General features: G+C 60.9%; 14 protein-coding genes and 1 tRNA gene. 6 read left to right on the plus strand and 9 right to left on the minus strand.

Annotated features, from left to right (window positions below):
* Positions 1 to 4: 4 nt before the first annotated feature.
* On the minus strand, positions 5 to 1,396 hold the full coding sequence (cysS, locus tag RCH09_RS12940) for a cysteine--tRNA ligase (protein ID WP_326941522.1): 1,392 nt from the start codon (positions 1,394 to 1,396) through the stop codon (positions 5 to 7).
* A gap of 190 nt (positions 1,397 to 1,586) precedes the next feature.
* Between cysS and RCH09_RS12945 the strand changes: the two genes are divergently transcribed.
* The 5 genes from RCH09_RS12945 to RCH09_RS12965 are packed head-to-tail and all read left to right on the plus strand — an operon-like array spanning position 1,587 to position 5,906.
* Positions 1,587 to 2,735, plus strand: coding sequence for a nuclear transport factor 2 family protein (locus RCH09_RS12945; RefSeq protein WP_326941523.1), 1,149 nt, complete (start codon positions 1,587 to 1,589; stop codon positions 2,733 to 2,735).
* The gene (locus RCH09_RS12950; protein ID WP_326941524.1) at positions 2,702 to 3,985 is read left to right on the plus strand and encodes a L,D-transpeptidase family protein; all 1,284 of its coding nucleotides are present in this window, start codon (positions 2,702 to 2,704) and stop codon (positions 3,983 to 3,985) included. Before RCH09_RS12945 ends, RCH09_RS12950 begins: the two co-directional genes overlap by 34 nt.
* Before the next feature lie 10 nt (positions 3,986 to 3,995).
* Positions 3,996 to 4,574 carry a peptidylprolyl isomerase gene (locus RCH09_RS12955; protein ID WP_326941525.1) on the plus strand — a complete coding sequence of 193 codons (579 nt, stop codon included), beginning with the start codon at positions 3,996 to 3,998 and terminating at the stop codon, positions 4,572 to 4,574.
* 38 nt (positions 4,575 to 4,612) lie between these two features.
* Positions 4,613 to 5,101, plus strand: coding sequence for a peptidylprolyl isomerase (locus RCH09_RS12960; protein ID WP_326941526.1), 489 nt, complete (start codon positions 4,613 to 4,615; stop codon positions 5,099 to 5,101).
* A gap of 13 nt (positions 5,102 to 5,114) precedes the next feature.
* Positions 5,115 to 5,906 (plus strand): UDP-2,3-diacylglucosamine diphosphatase, encoded by a 792-nt coding sequence (locus RCH09_RS12965; protein ID WP_326941527.1) that lies wholly within the window; start codon positions 5,115 to 5,117, stop codon positions 5,904 to 5,906.
* Positions 5,907 to 5,924: 18 nt separating this feature from the next.
* Here RCH09_RS12965 and RCH09_RS12970 read toward each other — a convergent pair whose 3' ends face one another.
* From RCH09_RS12970 to rnr, 6 genes are all read right to left on the minus strand, one after another.
* The gene (locus tag RCH09_RS12970) at positions 5,925 to 7,106 is read right to left on the minus strand and encodes a trans-sulfuration enzyme family protein (RefSeq protein WP_326941528.1); all 1,182 of its coding nucleotides are present in this window, start codon (positions 7,104 to 7,106) and stop codon (positions 5,925 to 5,927) included.
* On the minus strand, positions 7,103 to 8,410 hold the full coding sequence (locus RCH09_RS12975; protein ID WP_326941562.1) for a pyridoxal-phosphate dependent enzyme: 1,308 nt from the start codon (positions 8,408 to 8,410) through the stop codon (positions 7,103 to 7,105). Before RCH09_RS12975 ends, RCH09_RS12970 begins: the two co-directional genes overlap by 4 nt.
* A gap of 284 nt (positions 8,411 to 8,694) precedes the next feature.
* Entirely contained in the window at positions 8,695 to 9,375 is a 681-nt protein-coding gene (locus tag RCH09_RS12980; RefSeq protein ID WP_442785036.1) for a YceH family protein, read from the minus strand.
* 4 nt (positions 9,376 to 9,379) lie between these two features.
* Positions 9,380 to 10,129 carry a serine O-acetyltransferase gene (gene cysE, locus RCH09_RS12985; RefSeq protein ID WP_326941530.1) on the minus strand — a complete coding sequence of 250 codons (750 nt, stop codon included), beginning with the start codon at positions 10,127 to 10,129 and terminating at the stop codon, positions 9,380 to 9,382.
* Positions 10,130 to 10,194: 65 nt separating this feature from the next.
* Positions 10,195 to 10,932: a 23S rRNA (guanosine(2251)-2'-O)-methyltransferase RlmB gene (gene rlmB / locus RCH09_RS12990; RefSeq protein WP_326941531.1), complete on the minus strand. Its 738-nt coding sequence runs from the start codon at positions 10,930 to 10,932 to the stop codon at positions 10,195 to 10,197.
* Positions 10,933 to 10,937: 5 nt separating this feature from the next.
* Positions 10,938 to 13,355: a ribonuclease R gene (gene rnr, locus RCH09_RS12995; protein ID WP_326941532.1), complete on the minus strand. Its 2,418-nt coding sequence runs from the start codon at positions 13,353 to 13,355 to the stop codon at positions 10,938 to 10,940.
* Between the two features lie 211 nt (positions 13,356 to 13,566).
* Here rnr and RCH09_RS13000 point away from each other — a divergent pair.
* Positions 13,567 to 13,651 (plus strand) — tRNA-Leu (locus RCH09_RS13000).
* A 60-nt stretch (positions 13,652 to 13,711) separates the two neighbouring features.
* Here RCH09_RS13000 and RCH09_RS13005 read toward each other — a convergent pair.
* Both RCH09_RS13005 and RCH09_RS13010 read right to left on the minus strand, forming a co-directional pair.
* Positions 13,712 to 14,266 (minus strand): phosphoribosyltransferase, encoded by a 555-nt coding sequence (locus RCH09_RS13005; RefSeq protein WP_326941533.1) that lies wholly within the window; start codon positions 14,264 to 14,266, stop codon positions 13,712 to 13,714.
* Positions 14,267 to 14,268: 2 nt separating this feature from the next.
* On the minus strand, positions 14,269 to 15,567 hold the full coding sequence (locus RCH09_RS13010; protein ID WP_326941534.1) for an adenylosuccinate synthase: 1,299 nt from the start codon (positions 15,565 to 15,567) through the stop codon (positions 14,269 to 14,271).
* Positions 15,568 to 15,583 lie beyond the last annotated feature (16 nt).

The raw sequence follows: 15,583 nt of genomic DNA on the forward strand, positions 1-15,583 counted from the left end.
CGGCTCAGGCCCTGCGCCACTCGGTAACGAACCCGGGTTTGTCTTCCAGCAGAATGCCAGCGGCCAGCAACTCATCGCGCAGCCGATCGGCCTCGACAAAATCCTTGGCTTTTTTCGCCGCGTTTCTGGCATCAATTTTCTCATCGATCAGGCTATCGTCAGGTGCCTCGGCGCTGCCATGCGCACCCTGCAGGAATGCCTGCGGGCTACGCTCGAGCAGACCGATGACGCCACCCAGGGCGACCAGCTGGGCGGCCAGTTCCGGCGCACGCGTGCGATTGATTTCGTTGGCCAGATCGAACAGCACGGCAATTGCCAGCGGGGTATTGAAATCGTCATTCATGGCTTCGGCGAAGCGCTGCGGCCACGGACTGTTCCAGTCGAGCGGCAGGTCCGGCACGCTCACATCCTTGAGCGAGGTGTACAGCCGCGCCAGCGCCGTGCGGGCATCGTCAAGATGCTTGTCCGAGTAATTGAGCGGGCTGCGATAGTGCGCGCGCAGCATGAAAAAGCGCAGTACTTCCGCGTCGTATTTCGCCAGCACATCGCGAATCAGGAAGAAATTGCCCAGCGACTTGGACATTTTTTCATTGTCGATACGCACATGACCGTTATGCAGCCAGTAATTCACGAACGGCTTGCCGTTGGCGCCCTCGGACTGCGCGATTTCATTTTCGTGATGCGGAAATTGCAGATCGGTGCCGCCGCCGTGGATGTCGAATTGCTCACCCAGCAAGGCGCACGCCATCGCCGAACACTCGATGTGCCAGCCCGGACGGCCGCGTCCCCACGCCGACGGCCATTTGACCTCTTCCGGCTCACTCTCCTTGGCGGCCTTCCAGAGCACAAAATCGAGCGGGTCGCGCTTGCCGACATTGACGTCGACACGCTCGCCGGCACGCAGATCGTCGAGCGATTTCCCGGACAGTTTTCCGTAGCCCGGAAAATCACGCACCGAATAATTCACGTCGCCATCGCTGTCCTGGTAGGCCAGTCCGTTGTGCTCAAGCTGGCCGATCAGCGCCAGCATCTGCGGCACATATTCGGTCGCCCTGGGGGCGTGGGTTGGTGGCAAAATACCGAGTGCTTCGGTGTCTTCGGCCATGTAGCCGATGAAGCGCTGCGTCAGTGAGGAGATCGATTCGCCATTCTCGACGGCGCGCTTGATGATCTTGTCGTCGATGTCGGTAATATTGCGGACATAAGTGACCTGATAGCCGCTGGCGCGCAGCCAACGATACACGATGTCGAACGCCATCATCATGCGGCCGTGACCGATGTGGCAATAGTCATAGATCGTCATGCCGCAAACGTACATGCGAACATGACCGGGCTCGATCGGCGAAAACAGTTGCTTCTCACGCGCCAGCGTGTTGTAGATTTTCAGGGAATGCATGCGGGAATTTTCGGTTCGGTTAATCAGACACTGCGCAGATACGGCGCCCGGCTGGCGATGCAATTATCAGGTGGCGCCATGGCATCGGACGCCCTGTGCACAATCGCGCAACGTGCTCAGCAAAATCCATTTTTTCTTTTAACTTTGATAGTATGTTGCTTTTGGCCGAAGTATAACATTGATGAAATCCATGCCAACCTCCTCCAGCTTTCAAATTCGCACCAGCTCCGCGTCACTGCGGGGCAAACAGTTTGCCCTTTCGGTGCTCTCTGCACTGCTTTTTTCCGCGCCGGCTTTTGCCGACAACCTGTCCGACATTACGGCACTGATCCGCGCCGGACAGTTCGCAGATGCCCTGACAAAAGTCGACGCGACGCTGGTCCAGTCGCCGCGCGACAAGCAGATGCGCTTCCTTAAGGGCGTGATCCTGACCGAACAAAACAAGCCGCAGGAAGCCATTGCCGTCTTCACCAAACTGACCGAAGATTTTCCGGAACTGCCGGAGCCATACAACAACCTGGCTGTGCTGTTTGCCTCCAGTGGCCAGTACGACAAGGCCCGTGCCGCGCTTGAAATGGCCATTCGCACGAACCCGACCTACGCCACCGCGCATGAGAATCTTGGCGATGTGTATGCCAAGCTGGCCAGCCAGGCGTATGACAAGGCGCTGCAACTGGATTCCGGCAACACCAGCGCAAAATCGAAGCTGACGATGGTGCGCACGCTGGTCGGCAATGCCGGCGGCACGGTCAATCCGAAGACGGGCGCAGCAGTACCAGTGGTGGCGGCCAAGCCGGCGCCAGTGGCAGTCGTGGCCAAGGCTGAGGTGCCGAAGGTGGAAGCACCCAAACCGGAAGTGAAACCGAAGGTCGAGGCACCGAAGGCGGAAGCGCCAAAGCCGGAGCCAAAACCGGAACCGAAACCGAAGGCCGAACCCAAGCCGAAAGCCGAACTGGCAGTCGAGGAAAAACCTGCCGCCAAGCCAGCGCCGGCTCCCGTCGAGCATGAGGACGTCGTCGCCGTCGTCAATGCCTGGGCCAAGGCATGGAGCGCCAAGGACGTGCCAGGCTATCTCAATTTTTATGCCAGTGATTTTGCTCCGGCCGGCAATCAGTCCCGCAAGGCCTGGGCGGAAGAACGGCGCGCGCGGATCGAAGGCAAGGGCAGCATCAGCGTCAAGATCCAGTCGCCCAAGGTGACTGTCGACGGCGACACGGCCACCGTAAAATTCCGTCAACAATACGATGCGAACCAATTGCATTCGAGTGCGCCAAAAACTCTGGTGCTGTCGAAACAGGCGGGTAAATGGCTCATAAAGCAGGAGCGAACAGGCAGCTGATGTTCGGTTTCGCGCTAACAAGACGCACGACGGCCGGGTTCGTCGTGCGCATTCTCTCTTCCGGAATCATGGGTATCGTTGCACTGTCGGCGTGTGCGTCGCTGCGTGCAGCGGCGCCGGCGCCGCTGGTGCGCAGCGCTGCCGGCAAGCCTGATCCCGATGCCATGCTGATCGCGATCTACAAGGATCTGGCCAGCAATAATCTGCGTGCAGCGCAAGGCAAGGCCGACGCACTGGTCGAGGCTTATCCGAATTTTTCGCTTGGCCAGCTGATTCGCGGCGATCTGCTGCTGATGCACGGACGGCCGATCGCCGGCCTCGGCAGCGGCTCAAATGGCAACGCCGAACGGCTCGCCGATCTGCGCGAAGAAGCCATGGTCCGCTTGAAATCGTTGCGCGAGCGCCCTGACCCGGACTTGATCCCACGCGCCTTCCTGAAACTGCGCGACGATCAACGCATTGCACTGGTGGTCGACGCCAGGCGCTCGCGCCTGTATGTGTACCAGCATCTGCATGGTCAGCTCAAGCTGCTGACCGATTACTACATTACGCAGGGCAAGCTGGGCATCAACAAGATCAAGGAAGGCGACCAGAAAACGCCGATCGGGGTCTACTACATCACCAGCCACCTGGCGCGTTCGCGGCTGCCCGATTTCTATGGCGCCGGGGCCTTGCCGATCAATTATCCGAACGAATGGGATCGGGTCAACGGCCGCAGTGGCTCCGGCATCTGGCTGCACGGCACGCCGTCCGGCAGTTACAGCAGGCCACCGCTGGCTTCCGACGGCTGCGTGGTGCTGACCAATCCCGATCTGGAGAAGCTGTTTGCGTCGGTCGAAGTCGGACGCACGCCGGTTGTCATCGCCGAACAGGTAGAATTCGTCAACAGGAAAACCTGGGCCGGCGAGCGCGAAGCGGCAGACAGCCTGCTCGAGGCCTGGCGTCATGATCTGGAAAGCCTGAATCCGACGCGCTTCGTCAATAACTACTCGGTGAATTTCAAGTCCGGCCTGGGTGAAGACCTGAGCGCCTGGATTGCCAAGCATCAGCAAGCGGTCGCTGGCGTGAAGGCAATTGCCATCAAGCTGCAGGATGTGACGATGTTCGCGTATCCGGGCCGCAATGACCTGATCGTCAGCACCTTCACGCAGGAAGGCAGCTTTGACAAGCGCCACTTCCAGACCCGCACCCGGCAGTATTGGCAAAAGGAAGGCAAGGCCTGGAAAATCGTCTATGAAGGCAATCTCTAACGGAGTCGCAATGCAAAATACACGTCGTCAATTCGCCCGCCTGATCGCAGGTCTCGCACTCGCTGCCGGCAGCGTCGGTGCATTCGCTGCCGACGCCCCGCATGTCCTGCTGAAAACCAGCATGGGCGATATCGTGCTGGAACTCGATGCCGACAAGGCGCCAAAATCCGTCGACAACTTCCTGAAGTACGTCAAGAGCGGCCATTACAAGGGTACGATTTTTCATCGCGTCATCGACGGCTTCATGATCCAGGGCGGTGGCTTCGACAAGAACATGGTGCAAAAGCCGACCAGTGCACCGATCAGGAATGAGGCCAGCAACGGCCTGAAGAACGAGGCCTATACGGTCGCCATGGCACGCACCGGCGATCCGGATTCAGCCACTGCGCAGTTCTTCATCAACGTCAACAACAACGGCATGCTCGACTATCCGGGCCGTGACGGCGCCGGTTACGCGGTGTTCGGCAAGGTCATCGCCGGCCAGGATGTGGTCGACAAGATCCGCCTGGTGCCGACCAAAAACGCAGGGCCATTTCAGAACGTGCCACAAACACCGATCGTGATTGAAAACGCGACGCTGACCAAATAATTTTTTTCAACCCATTTCGATACCTAACGAGGCATACCATGGCAGTCATCATCACCACCAATCACGGCGACATCAAACTGGAACTCGACGCTGAAAAAGCACCGAAGACCGTCGAAAACTTCCTGGCCTATGTCAACGCCGGGCATTACGAAGGTACGATTTTTCATCGCGTCATCGATGGCTTCATGATCCAGGGCGGCGGTTTCGAGCCTGGCATGAAACAGAAGCCGACCAGGGACCCGATTGAAAACGAAGCCAAGAACGGCCTGAAAAATGCCGAGTACACGGTTGCCATGGCGCGTACTTCGGAGCCGCATTCGGCGTCGGCGCAATTCTTCATCAACATCAAGAACAACAGCTTTCTCGACTATCCGGGCCAAGACGGCTGGGGCTATTGCGTGTTCGCCAAAGTGGTCGACGGTTTCGATGTGGTCGACAAGATCAAGGCAGTCAAGACCACCCGCACCGGCATGTTCGCCGATGTCCCGGTCGAGAATGTCGTGATCGAAAAGGTCACGGTCGTCTGATCACGACGGCAGCATGACCCGCTCCCAACAGGGACAACAGGCGCAACCACAACCGGTTGCGCTTTTTGTATCCGATGTGCATTTGCAGGAATCGATGCCGGCCACGACGGCGGCGTTCCTGCACTTTCTGCAACAGCACGCGCGCCATGCACAGCAGCTGTATGTGCTCGGCGACCTGTTCGAATATTGGGCCGGTGACGACGATCTCGACGCGCCGCTGCACGCGCAGGTAGTCGCTGCGTTGCGCGCTGTGAGCGACGCCGGCACGGCCGTTTTCTGGATCGCCGGCAATCGCGATTTTCTGGTGGGCGCCGGCTTTGCCGCGGCCACTGGCGCAACCCTGCTCGACGACGGCACGGTGGTGCAGCTTGCCGGGCAGCGCATCGTGCTGGCGCACGGCGATGCCCAATGCACCGACGACACCGCCTACATCGCCTTTCGCAATCAGGTACGCCATGCCGACTGGCAGCGTGACTTTCTGGCCATGCCGCTGGTGCAACGCAAGGCGATCATCGACAACATGCGGGTACAAAGCCGCGCCGCGCAGCATGCAAAAAGCGCCGAGATCATGGACGTCAACCCGGCCGCGATCGCAGCACTATTTGACGCCAGCGACGCCACCATCATGATCCACGGGCACACCCATCGCCCCGCCACCCACGTCACGCAGGTGGGCAATCAGCAGCGCATCCGCCATGTGTTGCCGGATTGGGATTGCGAGGCATTGCCCAGGCGCGGCGGCTGGCTCGCGATCGATGCCAGCGGCCGCATTCTCAGTCATGACGCCGACGGTACCCCTGCCTGACCGCCCTGCCCCATCCGATCAGATCGCATCCAGCGCACGCCGCAAGTCGCGGCGCAAGTCCTCGACATTTTCGACCCCGACCGATAGCCGCACCAGCCCATCGGTAATCCCGAGACGGGCACGCTGTTCGGCCGTGATGGTCGCATGCGTCATGATGGCCGGATGCTCGATCAGGCTTTCGACGCCGCCCAGGCTTTCGGCCAGCGCAAAGATGCGGCAGTGCTCCAGAAAGCGGCGCGCGCCGGCCAGATCAGTATTGAGTTGCGCGGAGATGATGCCGCCGTATCCGTTCATCTGACGCCGCGCCAGCGCGTGTTGCGGGTGCGATTCGAGGCCCGGATAGAACACCTTGCCGACTTCGGGTTGCTGCTCCAGCCAGCGCGCCAGATCGAGTCCGTTGGCGTTGTGCCGTTCGCAGCGCAGCGCCAGCGTCTTGATGCCGCGCAGCGCCAGAAAGCTGTCGAACGGTCCGGCGATGGCGCCCACCGAATTCTGCAGGAAGCCGAGCTGCTCGCGCCACGGCGCCTGATGCGCTTCGCCGCCGACAATCGCGATGCCGCCGATGATGTCGGAATGGCCGTTCAGGTACTTGGTCATCGAGTGCACGACGATATCGAAACCGTGCTCCAGCGGCCGCTGCACGAAGGGACTGGCAAAGGTATTGTCAGCCACGGCGATGATGCCGCGCTCGCGGCAGATCTTGCCGATCGCTTGCAGATCGGCCAGCTTGAGCATCGGGTTGGTGGGTGTCTCGACCCACACCATGCGCGTCTCGGGTCGCAGCGCCGCCAGCAATTGCGCCGGATCGATCATGTCAACGTAGCTGAATTCGAGTCCGGCACTGCGCCGGCGCACGCGCTCGAACAGGCGGTAGGAACCGCCATACATGTCATCACCGGCGACGATGTGGGCGCCGGCATCGGCGATCTCCAGCACGGTGGCAATCGCCGCCAGTCCGGAGGCAAACGCAAAGGCTTGCGCGCCGCCCTCCAGATCGGCCACGCAGCGTTCCAGCGCAAAACGGGTCGGATTGTGCGAGCGGCCATAGTCAAAGCCCTTGTGCACGCCCGGACTCTGTTGCACATAGGTCGAGGTGGCGTAAATCGGCGGCATGATCGCGCCGGTGGTCGGATCGGGCGTCTGGCCGGCGTGAATGACGCGCGTGGCGAAGTGGTCCTGCGGTTCGGTGGTCTTGGTCATGAGAGTGTCCTGCGTAAATGATTGATCAGGTCGAAGCGGGTAATCAGTCCATGGAAGGTCTGGCCCTCGGCGATCACGGCGATCAGGCCGCGATCCAGCGTTTGATGCAGTTGCGCCAGGGTGGCGTCGGGACGCAGCGTTTCGATTGCGCTGGTCATCGTGGCGCCGACCAGCGCATGAAATCCGTCGGTCTCGGCAGCGACGTGCAACAGCAAATCCGATTCATCCAGAATGCCGACCAGTTGCCCATCCTCGATCACCGGCAACTGCGACAGGTCGGTGCTGCGCATGCGGCTGAACGCCGTCATCAGGGTATCCGTGGGCAGCACGCTGACCACATCGCCGTCGGCGTAGCGACGGCCAATGAAGTCGCGCAGATCGTCAAATGCCGGCCGCTGCAGCAAGCCCTGATCGACCATCCAGCCGTCGTTATACAGTTTCGACAAATAGCGCGTACCGGTGTCGCACACAAAGGTGACGACGCGCTTGGGCGTGGTTTGTTCGCGGCAGTACTTGAGCGCCGCCGCCAGCAACGTGCCGGTCGATGAGCCGCCCAGAATCCCTTCGGTGCGCAGCAGCGTGCGCGCCATCGCGAAACTCTCGTCATCGCTGATGGTGAAGGCGCGGCGCACGCTGCCAAAGTCGGCAATCGACGGAATGAAATCTTCGCCGATGCCTTCGACCGCCCACGAACCGCTGGTGCTGGCGACATGGCCGGTCTCGACATATTCGGTCAGGATCGATCCTTTCGGATCGGCCAGCACGAACGCCACGTCAGGAGCCACCGTGCGGAAGTACCGGGTCAGTCCAGTCAGGGTGCCGGACGAGCCGACACCGAGCACGATGGCGTCAAGCTTGTGCTCCATCTGCTGCCAGATTTCTGGACCGGTGCTGCGCTCGTGGGCCAGCGGATTGGCGGGATTATTGAACTGGTCGGCAAAGAAAGCGCCGGGAATTTCGGACGCCAGACGCGCCGCGAGATCCTGGTAATACGCCGGATGTCCCTTGCCGACATCGGACCGGGTCAGGTGCACTTCGGCGCCCAGCGCCTTCAGGTGCAGGATTTTCTCGGTCGACATTTTATCCGGCACCACCAGCACTACCCGATAGCCTTTGGTGCGCGCCACCAGTGCCAGTCCCAGTCCGGTATTGCCGGCGGTAGCTTCGACCACCACGCCGCCCGGTTGCAGCCGGCCGTCGGCTTCGGCCGCTTCGATCATCGACAGACCAATGCGGTCCTTGATCGAGCCGCCCGGGTTCTGCGATTCCAGCTTCAGGAACAACTGACAGAGCCCCGTGTCCAGTCTGCTTACCTAGACCAGCGGGGTATTGCCAATCAACGACAGTACTGCAGGTTGGGATAGTTCGGACATGGTGCAGTCAACTCCTCGAGTTACCCCCATGCCACGCGAGACGCGCAGCGTAGGCCGGCAATACTGGCCTGAGAATCGATGCAGGGGAACGGATTTTTTCGCATAAGCATGGTGCGAAATCGGTGAGGATGACGATAGCACCATTCAGCGCAGCAGGGCGGAGCCAGTTGGTTGTCGTGCGGGTGATACCTGAAGCGCCGCTGGCGCCCAGCGGGTTACTCGAATTGTTTGCGGAACTGGGCAAATTGCGCCGACAGCGCGTCGAGCTTTTCCTGCAGGCGTGCCACCTCGATTTCCAGCTGGGTGACGCGATCGACCCGGCCTTCTGTCCTGGCGGCGGGAACCGTCGCATCGTCCGACGCCGCACCCGCGACTTCGCCGCCAAGCAGATGCGCATAGCGCGATTCCTTGGTGCCGGGCGTGCGCGCGAGCCGGGTCACCAGCGGTGGATATTTATCGATCAGGAATTGCAGACTGTTTTCGACCTGTTCGATCGACGCAAACGCGTGCAACCGTTCGCTGCGTGCGCGAATCTCGCCGACCGTCTGCACGCCACGCAGCATCAACGTCACCAGTACGGCCAGCTTGTCCTGCTCCAGCGTCCACTTCAGCCGCATGCGGTGCTCGTACTTGGCAACGCGCGCTCCGGCCTGGCTGACTTCGGCCGCCAGCTTGCGCTGCACCAGGCGTTGCAGGGCATCCTGCACCTCGACATCAGTGAGCGTCATGACCGGATCACGACTCGACAACTGATTGCAGCCGTTGGTCAGCGCGTTGATCGAGAGTGGATAGGTGTCGGGCGTCAGCGCTTCCTTTTCGGCCAGCACTGCCAGCACGCGCAGTTCAATCTGGTCGAGGATATCGTCGCCCGTTGCGACTGTCGGATCGGTCGGCATCATGTTATTGCACCAGCCGATTCAAGGAAGCCGGATCAAACTTGTCCAGCTCCGGCAGCGTCTCGCAGCCAATACCCGAGCACTTGAGCGCGGCCAGAATTTTTTCGATTTGCTGTTCCTGCGTGGCGGCGTTATCGATCAGGCCGTGCAAGGCTTTCGAGAGCGGATCATCGCCGCCGGGCATCACGCCATAAGCGGCGAACATGCGCGCCGCCACCGCGTCTTTCGGGTTGCCGTTGTCTTTCTGGACGATGCGCGCCGGATTGCCTACGGCCGTCGCGCCGGCCGGTACTTCCTTGACCACCACGGCATTCGAGCCGACCTTGGCCCCAGCACCGATGGTGAACCCACCCAGTACCTTGGCGCCAGCGCCAATAATGACGCCGGTTCCGAGTGTCGGATGGCGCTTCGTGCCCTTGTTGAGGGAGGTCCCGCCCAACGTGACGCCCTGATAAATGGTGCAATCGTCACCGACTTCGGCGGTCTCGCCAATCACCACGCCGAAGCCATGATCAATGAACACGCGACGCCCGATGGTTGCGCCGGGATGGATTTCAATGGCGGTAAAAATACGTGTCAGATAGGAGATGAAGCGGCCAATCCACTTCAGGTCATGTCGCCAGAACCAGCCCGCCAGTCGATGCAGCACGATGGCCTGAAAACCGGGATAGCACGTGACCACCTCCCACGCATTGCGCGCGGCAGGGTCACGTTCGATGATATTGGCGATGTCTTCCCGCAGGCGGCTGAACATGAGTAGGGGGCGTCGTGGCAAAGACGCTTATGGTAACCGGTTCGCTGCGCTGCCGCTGTTGCCGGTCAAGCCTTGGCCAGTCGCTGGCGCCGCGCTTCGAACAGGCACACGCCCGAGGCAACCGAGACGTTGAGGCTTTCAACTGCGCCGAACATCGGGATGTGCACCAGGAAATCACACGCCTCGGTGGTCAGGCGGCGCATGCCCTCGCCTTCGGAACCCATCACCAACGCGGTCGGGCCGCTGAAGTCGGCCTGATACAGACCCTGCTCGGCGTCTTCGGTGGTGCCGATCAGCCAGATGCCGCGATCCTTCAGGTCGCGCAGCGTGCGCGCCAGATTGGTGACGGTTATGTACGGCACGCTTTCGGCTGCGCCACTGGCGACCTTGGCGGCCGTCGCGTTGAGCCCAACGGCACGGTCTTTCGGTGCGATCACGGCATGTGCCCCCGCGCCGTCGGCGACACGCAAACAGGCGCCGAGATTATGCGGATCGGTAATGCCATCGAGCACCAGCAACAACGGCGGACCATCGACCGCATCGAGCAGCTCATCGAGATTGCGCGCCAGCGAGACTTCGCCGGCCTTGGCCACCACGCCCTGATGGCGGCGCGTGCCGACCATGTTCGACAGGCGTTGGTCATCGGCCTGGATGACACGTACCTTGACGGCAGCGGCGGCCTTGAGCATGTCTTTCATGCGCTGGTCGTGGCGTGCCGTGTCGACATAAATTTCTTCGACACTGGAAGCTTCGTGACGCAAACGGGCGGTGACTGCGTGAAAGCCGAAAATCAGTTTACTCATGGTTCTTATCGTTTCTTCTTGCCTGCTTTTGCGAACGCCTTTGGCGCGCGCGATTCTTTTGCCGGAGTGGTTGATGTGGATTTGGCCCGACGCGCCGCTTTTTCATCGACCGAGTCGTTCGCGCCAGCCTTCTGTTCCCGTGCCTGGTGTTCGCCGTCGGCCCGCCGTGCCTCGTTCTTGAGGACGGTCTTGATACCCGGTTCCGTGACCAGGCGCAGATCGATCTTGCGCGCATCGAGATCGACGCGGCTGACCTGCACCGTCACGCGATCGGTCAGCTGGTAGCGGATGCCGGTGCGCTCGCCGCGCAGTTCGTGACGCGCTTCGTCGTACTGGAAAAAATCGGCGCCGAGGTCAGTGACATGCACCAGGCCTTCGATGAACAGGCTGTCGAGCTGCACGAAAATACCAAACGTTGCCACGCCAGAAATGGTGCCGGTGAATTCTTCACCCAGCTTGTCGCGAATGAAGTAGCACTTGAGCCAGGCTTCGACATCGCGCGAGGCTTCATCGGCGCGTCGTTCGTTGGCCGAGCAATGCACGCCCAGCGCATCCCAGATGGTCAGGTCGCCTTCCTTCTTCTGCTTGCCTTCGGCCTTGTCCTTGACCGCCTGCTTGCGCGCGGCGTTCGATACGGTGCTGTTCAGCAGGCTGGTGTCGATGCCTTTCGGCTCGTAGCGTTTGCCGAGCAGGATCGCCTTGATCGCGCGATGCGTGAGCAAATCCGGATAACGCCGGATCGGGCTGGTGAAGTGGGCATAGGCTTCGTACGACAAACCGAAGTGGCCGATATTCTCGGGACTGTAGACCGCCTGCTGCATCGAACGCAACAGCATGGTTTGCAGCAGCAAGGCATCGGGACGCGCCTTGACCTTTGGCATCAGCTCGGCATAGTCGGAGGCCGACGGTTTGTCGCCGCCGCCCAGGTTCAAACCGACCTGCTTGAGGAAGGTGCGGACCTGATTGAGCTTTTCCTTGGTCGGTGTCGCATGCACGCGATACAGGCTGGGCTGCTTGTGCCGCTCCAGCAGATCGGCGGCGCACACGTTGGCCGCCAGCATGCATTCTTCGATCAGCTTGTGGGCATCGTTGCGGGTGCGCGGCAGGATCTGTTCGATCTTGCCGTTGGCATTGCAGACGATGTAGGTTTCGGTGGTTTCGAAGTCGATTGCACCGCGCACGTGTCGCGCTTTCAGCAGCGCGTGATAGACCTCATGCAGGTGCAGCAAGTGCGGCACCAGCGCCGGACGCTTGGCGGCATCGGTGCCCTTGGTGTTGGCAAGGATGGTCGCGACTTCGTCGTAGGTCAGCCGTGCGGCCGAATGAATCACGGCCGGATAGAACTGGTACGCCTTGATCTCGCCCTTGGCGGTGATGACGGCGTCGCACACGAGTGTCAGACGATCCACGCCGGGATTGAGCGAGCACAGCCCGTTCGACAGCTTCTCCGGCAGCATCGGGATCACCCGGCGCGGGAAATACACCGAGGTGCTGCGTTCCAGTGCGTCGACATCGAGTGGTTCGTTGGGTTTGACGTAATGGCTGACGTCGGCGATCGCGACGATCAGCCGATAGCCATCGGCGCGACCGATCTTGATCGGCTCGCAATAGACGGCATCGTCGAAATCGCGTGCGTCCGCGCCATCAATCGTGACCAGCGGCACATCGCGCAGGTCGACGCGGTCGGCCAGATCGATCTCGCGCACTTCGCCGGGCAATTTGGCGGCGGCCTTCTTGGCTGCCTCGGAAAACTCATGTGGCACACCGAACTTGCGTACGGCAATTTCGATTTCCATGCCGGGGTCATCGATATCGCCGAGCACTTCGACGATCTTGCCGACCGGTTGACTGAAGCGCGACGGCTGTTCGGTCAATTCGACGCTAACCACCTGGCCGCTCTTTGCCTTGCCGGGCGAGCCCGACAGCATGATGTCCTGGCTAATGCGCTTGTCTTCAGGCGCGACCACCCAGACCCCGTTTTCATTGAGCAGACGCCCGATGACGTGGCTGTTGGCGCGGCTGACGACTTCAACGATGGTGCCCTCGGGGCGACCGCGGCGGTCGGTGCCGATGATGCGGGCCTGGACCCGGTCACCGTGCAGCACTTTTTGCATTTCCTTTTCCGGCAGGAAGATGTCGTCGCCGCCATCGTCCGGGATCAGGAAACCGTAGCCATCGCGATGGCTCGACACGCGGCCTTCGATGAAACTGGTGCTGTTGGAAAGTTGATAGACGCCGGCGCGGTCGGGCTTGATCTGTCCGTCGCGCTCCATGGCGTTCAGGCGTCGCATCAGGCCGTCGATTTCATCGGGCTTGACGTTCAGCGCAGCGGCGATCGAGTTGGCATTTTGCGGCTCGGAAGCGGTACGCAGGATGCCGAGAATTTCCTCGCGGCTGGGAATGGTGTAGGAATATTGGCTCAAATGGTATGTCAGTTAGTTATAGGGGGTGTTCGGTAGAGGTTGTCGGCACTCTGGCAGGATCGTCGCAGGTTGACGCAGCGGACTTCAATTTCTCCTGCGGCAGTGTAACGGACTTGGCGAGTTTAACCTATTGCACCGGATATTTGATGCCAGAGGCAAATCTGCCTTTGACAGCAACTGCGTTTCCGCTATAATCGCTTTCTTTCGGAAGGCCCACGTGGCGGAATTGGTAGACGCGCATGGTTCAGGTCCATGTGTCTTCGGATGTGGGGGTTCGAGTCCCTCCGTGGGCACCAAGCCTTTCTTGAAAACCCGCTGATTCGTCAGCGGGTTTTTTTTGTCCAAAAATAAGTGGATCAGGTTGGTTCGCCCCGCTTGAGCCACGCATGCAACTGATGCGGGCGCAGGCCGTCATATTCTTCGAACGGCTGATGAATCCAGGGATTGGTGGCCAGGTACTCGACATAGAAATCCGGCCGGATTGTCGAACAGGCCTTGCACCAGATGACGGCTGACTTGACTTCGGTGATCGCCGGATAGCTGGACTTCAGATGGCGCTGGATGCGCTCCAGCGTGACGCCGGAATCCACCAGGTCATCGATCAGCAATACCTTGCCGCCCAGCGATCCCCTGCTCATCGCAATGAATTCGCCGATGTCGAGTTCGCCTTGCCGCGTGCCGCCGTCCTCACGATAGGAACTGGTCGACAGGATCGCCAGCGGCACATCGAAGATGCGCGAGAACGCATCGCCCGGCCGCAAGCCGCCGCGCGCCAGACACAACACCTGATCGAACTTCCAGCCTGACTCATGCACCATCAGGGCCAGCCGTTCGATCGCCCGGTGATAGTCGTCCCACGACACCCACAGGTGGGCGTCGTCCGACCCGCCAGCGGACGACAGGGCCGACATGCTTACTTGAACGGGTGCCGCAGCACGATCGTTTCTTCGCGATCCGGACCGGTCGAAATCATGTCGATGGGCACGCCTACCAGTTCCTCGATGCGCTTGATGTAGGCGCGCGCATTGGCCGGTAGTGCGTCGAGCGATTTGGCGCCGACGGTGGCTTCGCTCCAGCCTGGCATTTCCTCGTAGATTGGTACGCAACGACCGGCGTCTTCGGCGCCGACCGGGAAGATATCGATGTGCTTGCCATCAAGCGTATAACCGGTGCACAGCTTCAACGACGTCAGTCCATCCAGCACATCCAGCTTGGTCAGGCACATGCCGGAGACGCCATTGATTTGCACCGACCGGCGCAGCAAGGCGGCATCGAACCAGCCGCAGCGACGTGGCCGGCCCGTGACGGTGCCGAACTCGTGGCCGACCGCCGACAGGTGCTGGCCGACGCCTTCGTCGGTGGCCAGCTCGGACGGAAACGGACCGCTGCCGACACGCGTGGTGTAGGCCTTGGTAATGCCGAGGATGTAGTGCAGCATGTTCGGACCCACGCCACTGCCGGCGGCGGCATTGCCGGCGACGCAGTTGCTGGAGGTGACGAACGGATAGGTGCCATGATCGACGTCGAGCAAGCTGCCTTGCGCGCCCTCGAACAGCAGGTTCGCGCCACCCTTGTAGGCGGCATACAGCGCGCTGGAGACATCGGTCGCCATTGGCGCCAGACGCGGCACATCGCGCAGTGCGGCGTCAAAGGTTTGCTGGAAGTCGACCGCAGGCGCTTTCAGGTATTCGGTCAGGACGAAGTTGTGGAAGTCGAGATTTTCACGCAGCTTTTCGGCGAAGCGCTTTTCATTGAGCAGATCGGCGACGCGAATGGCGCGACGCGCAACCTTGTCCTCATAGGCCGGACCGATACCCTTGCAGGTGGTCCCGATCTTGTCGACGCCGCGTGCCGCTTCACGCGCGCAATCCAGTGCGGTGTGGTACGGCAGGATGACCGGACAGGCTTCCGATACCTTCAGGCGCGATTCGACTTCAACGCCGACGGCTTGCAGCTTGTCGATCTCGCGCAGCAAGTCGGGCACCGAGAGCACCACGCCATTGCCGATATAACAGGCCACGCCGGCCCGCATGATGCCGGACGGGATCAGTTGCAATGCCGTCTTCTTGCCGCCGATCACCAGCGTGTGGCCGGCATTGTGACCGCCCTGAAACCGCACCACGCCCTGCGCATGATCGGTCAACCAGTCGACAATCTTGCCCTTGCCCTCATCGCCCCACTGGGTGCCGATCACGACTACGTTTCTTGCCATCTTTTGCTGAGTCATC

This window comes from Actimicrobium sp. GrIS 1.19, from assembly GCF_035984655.1.
Classification (GTDB): Bacteria; Pseudomonadota; Gammaproteobacteria; order Burkholderiales; family Burkholderiaceae_D; genus Actimicrobium.

What these genes read in the sequence shown, in the direction of transcription:
- cysS (WP_326941522.1), bottom strand. Translation starts at nt 1,396, where the DNA reads ATGCATTCCCTGAAAATCTACAACACGCTGGCGCGTGAGAAGCAACTG.
- RCH09_RS12970 (WP_326941528.1), bottom strand. Translation starts at nt 7,106, where the DNA reads ATGACCAAGACCACCGAACCGCAGGACCACTTCGCCACGCGCGTCATT.
- RCH09_RS12955 (WP_326941525.1), top strand. Translation starts at nt 3,996, where the DNA reads ATGCAAAATACACGTCGTCAATTCGCCCGCCTGATCGCAGGTCTCGCA.
- RCH09_RS13005 (WP_326941533.1), bottom strand. Translation starts at nt 14,266, where the DNA reads ATGTCGGCCCTGTCGTCCGCTGGCGGGTCGGACGACGCCCACCTGTGG.
- rlmB (WP_326941531.1), bottom strand. Translation starts at nt 10,932, where the DNA reads ATGAGTAAACTGATTTTCGGCTTTCACGCAGTCACCGCCCGTTTGCGT.
- RCH09_RS12950 (WP_326941524.1), top strand. Translation starts at nt 2,702, where the DNA reads ATGGCTCATAAAGCAGGAGCGAACAGGCAGCTGATGTTCGGTTTCGCG.
- RCH09_RS13010 (WP_326941534.1), bottom strand. Translation starts at nt 15,567, where the DNA reads ATGGCAAGAAACGTAGTCGTGATCGGCACCCAGTGGGGCGATGAGGGC.
- RCH09_RS12960 (WP_326941526.1), top strand. Translation starts at nt 4,613, where the DNA reads ATGGCAGTCATCATCACCACCAATCACGGCGACATCAAACTGGAACTC.
- cysE (WP_326941530.1), bottom strand. Translation starts at nt 10,129, where the DNA reads ATGTTCAGCCGCCTGCGGGAAGACATCGCCAATATCATCGAACGTGAC.
- RCH09_RS12965 (WP_326941527.1), top strand. Translation starts at nt 5,115, where the DNA reads ATGACCCGCTCCCAACAGGGACAACAGGCGCAACCACAACCGGTTGCG.
- RCH09_RS12980 (WP_442785036.1), bottom strand. Translation starts at nt 9,375, where the DNA reads ATGCCGACCGATCCGACAGTCGCAACGGGCGACGATATCCTCGACCAG.
- RCH09_RS12945 (WP_326941523.1), top strand. Translation starts at nt 1,587, where the DNA reads ATGCCAACCTCCTCCAGCTTTCAAATTCGCACCAGCTCCGCGTCACTG.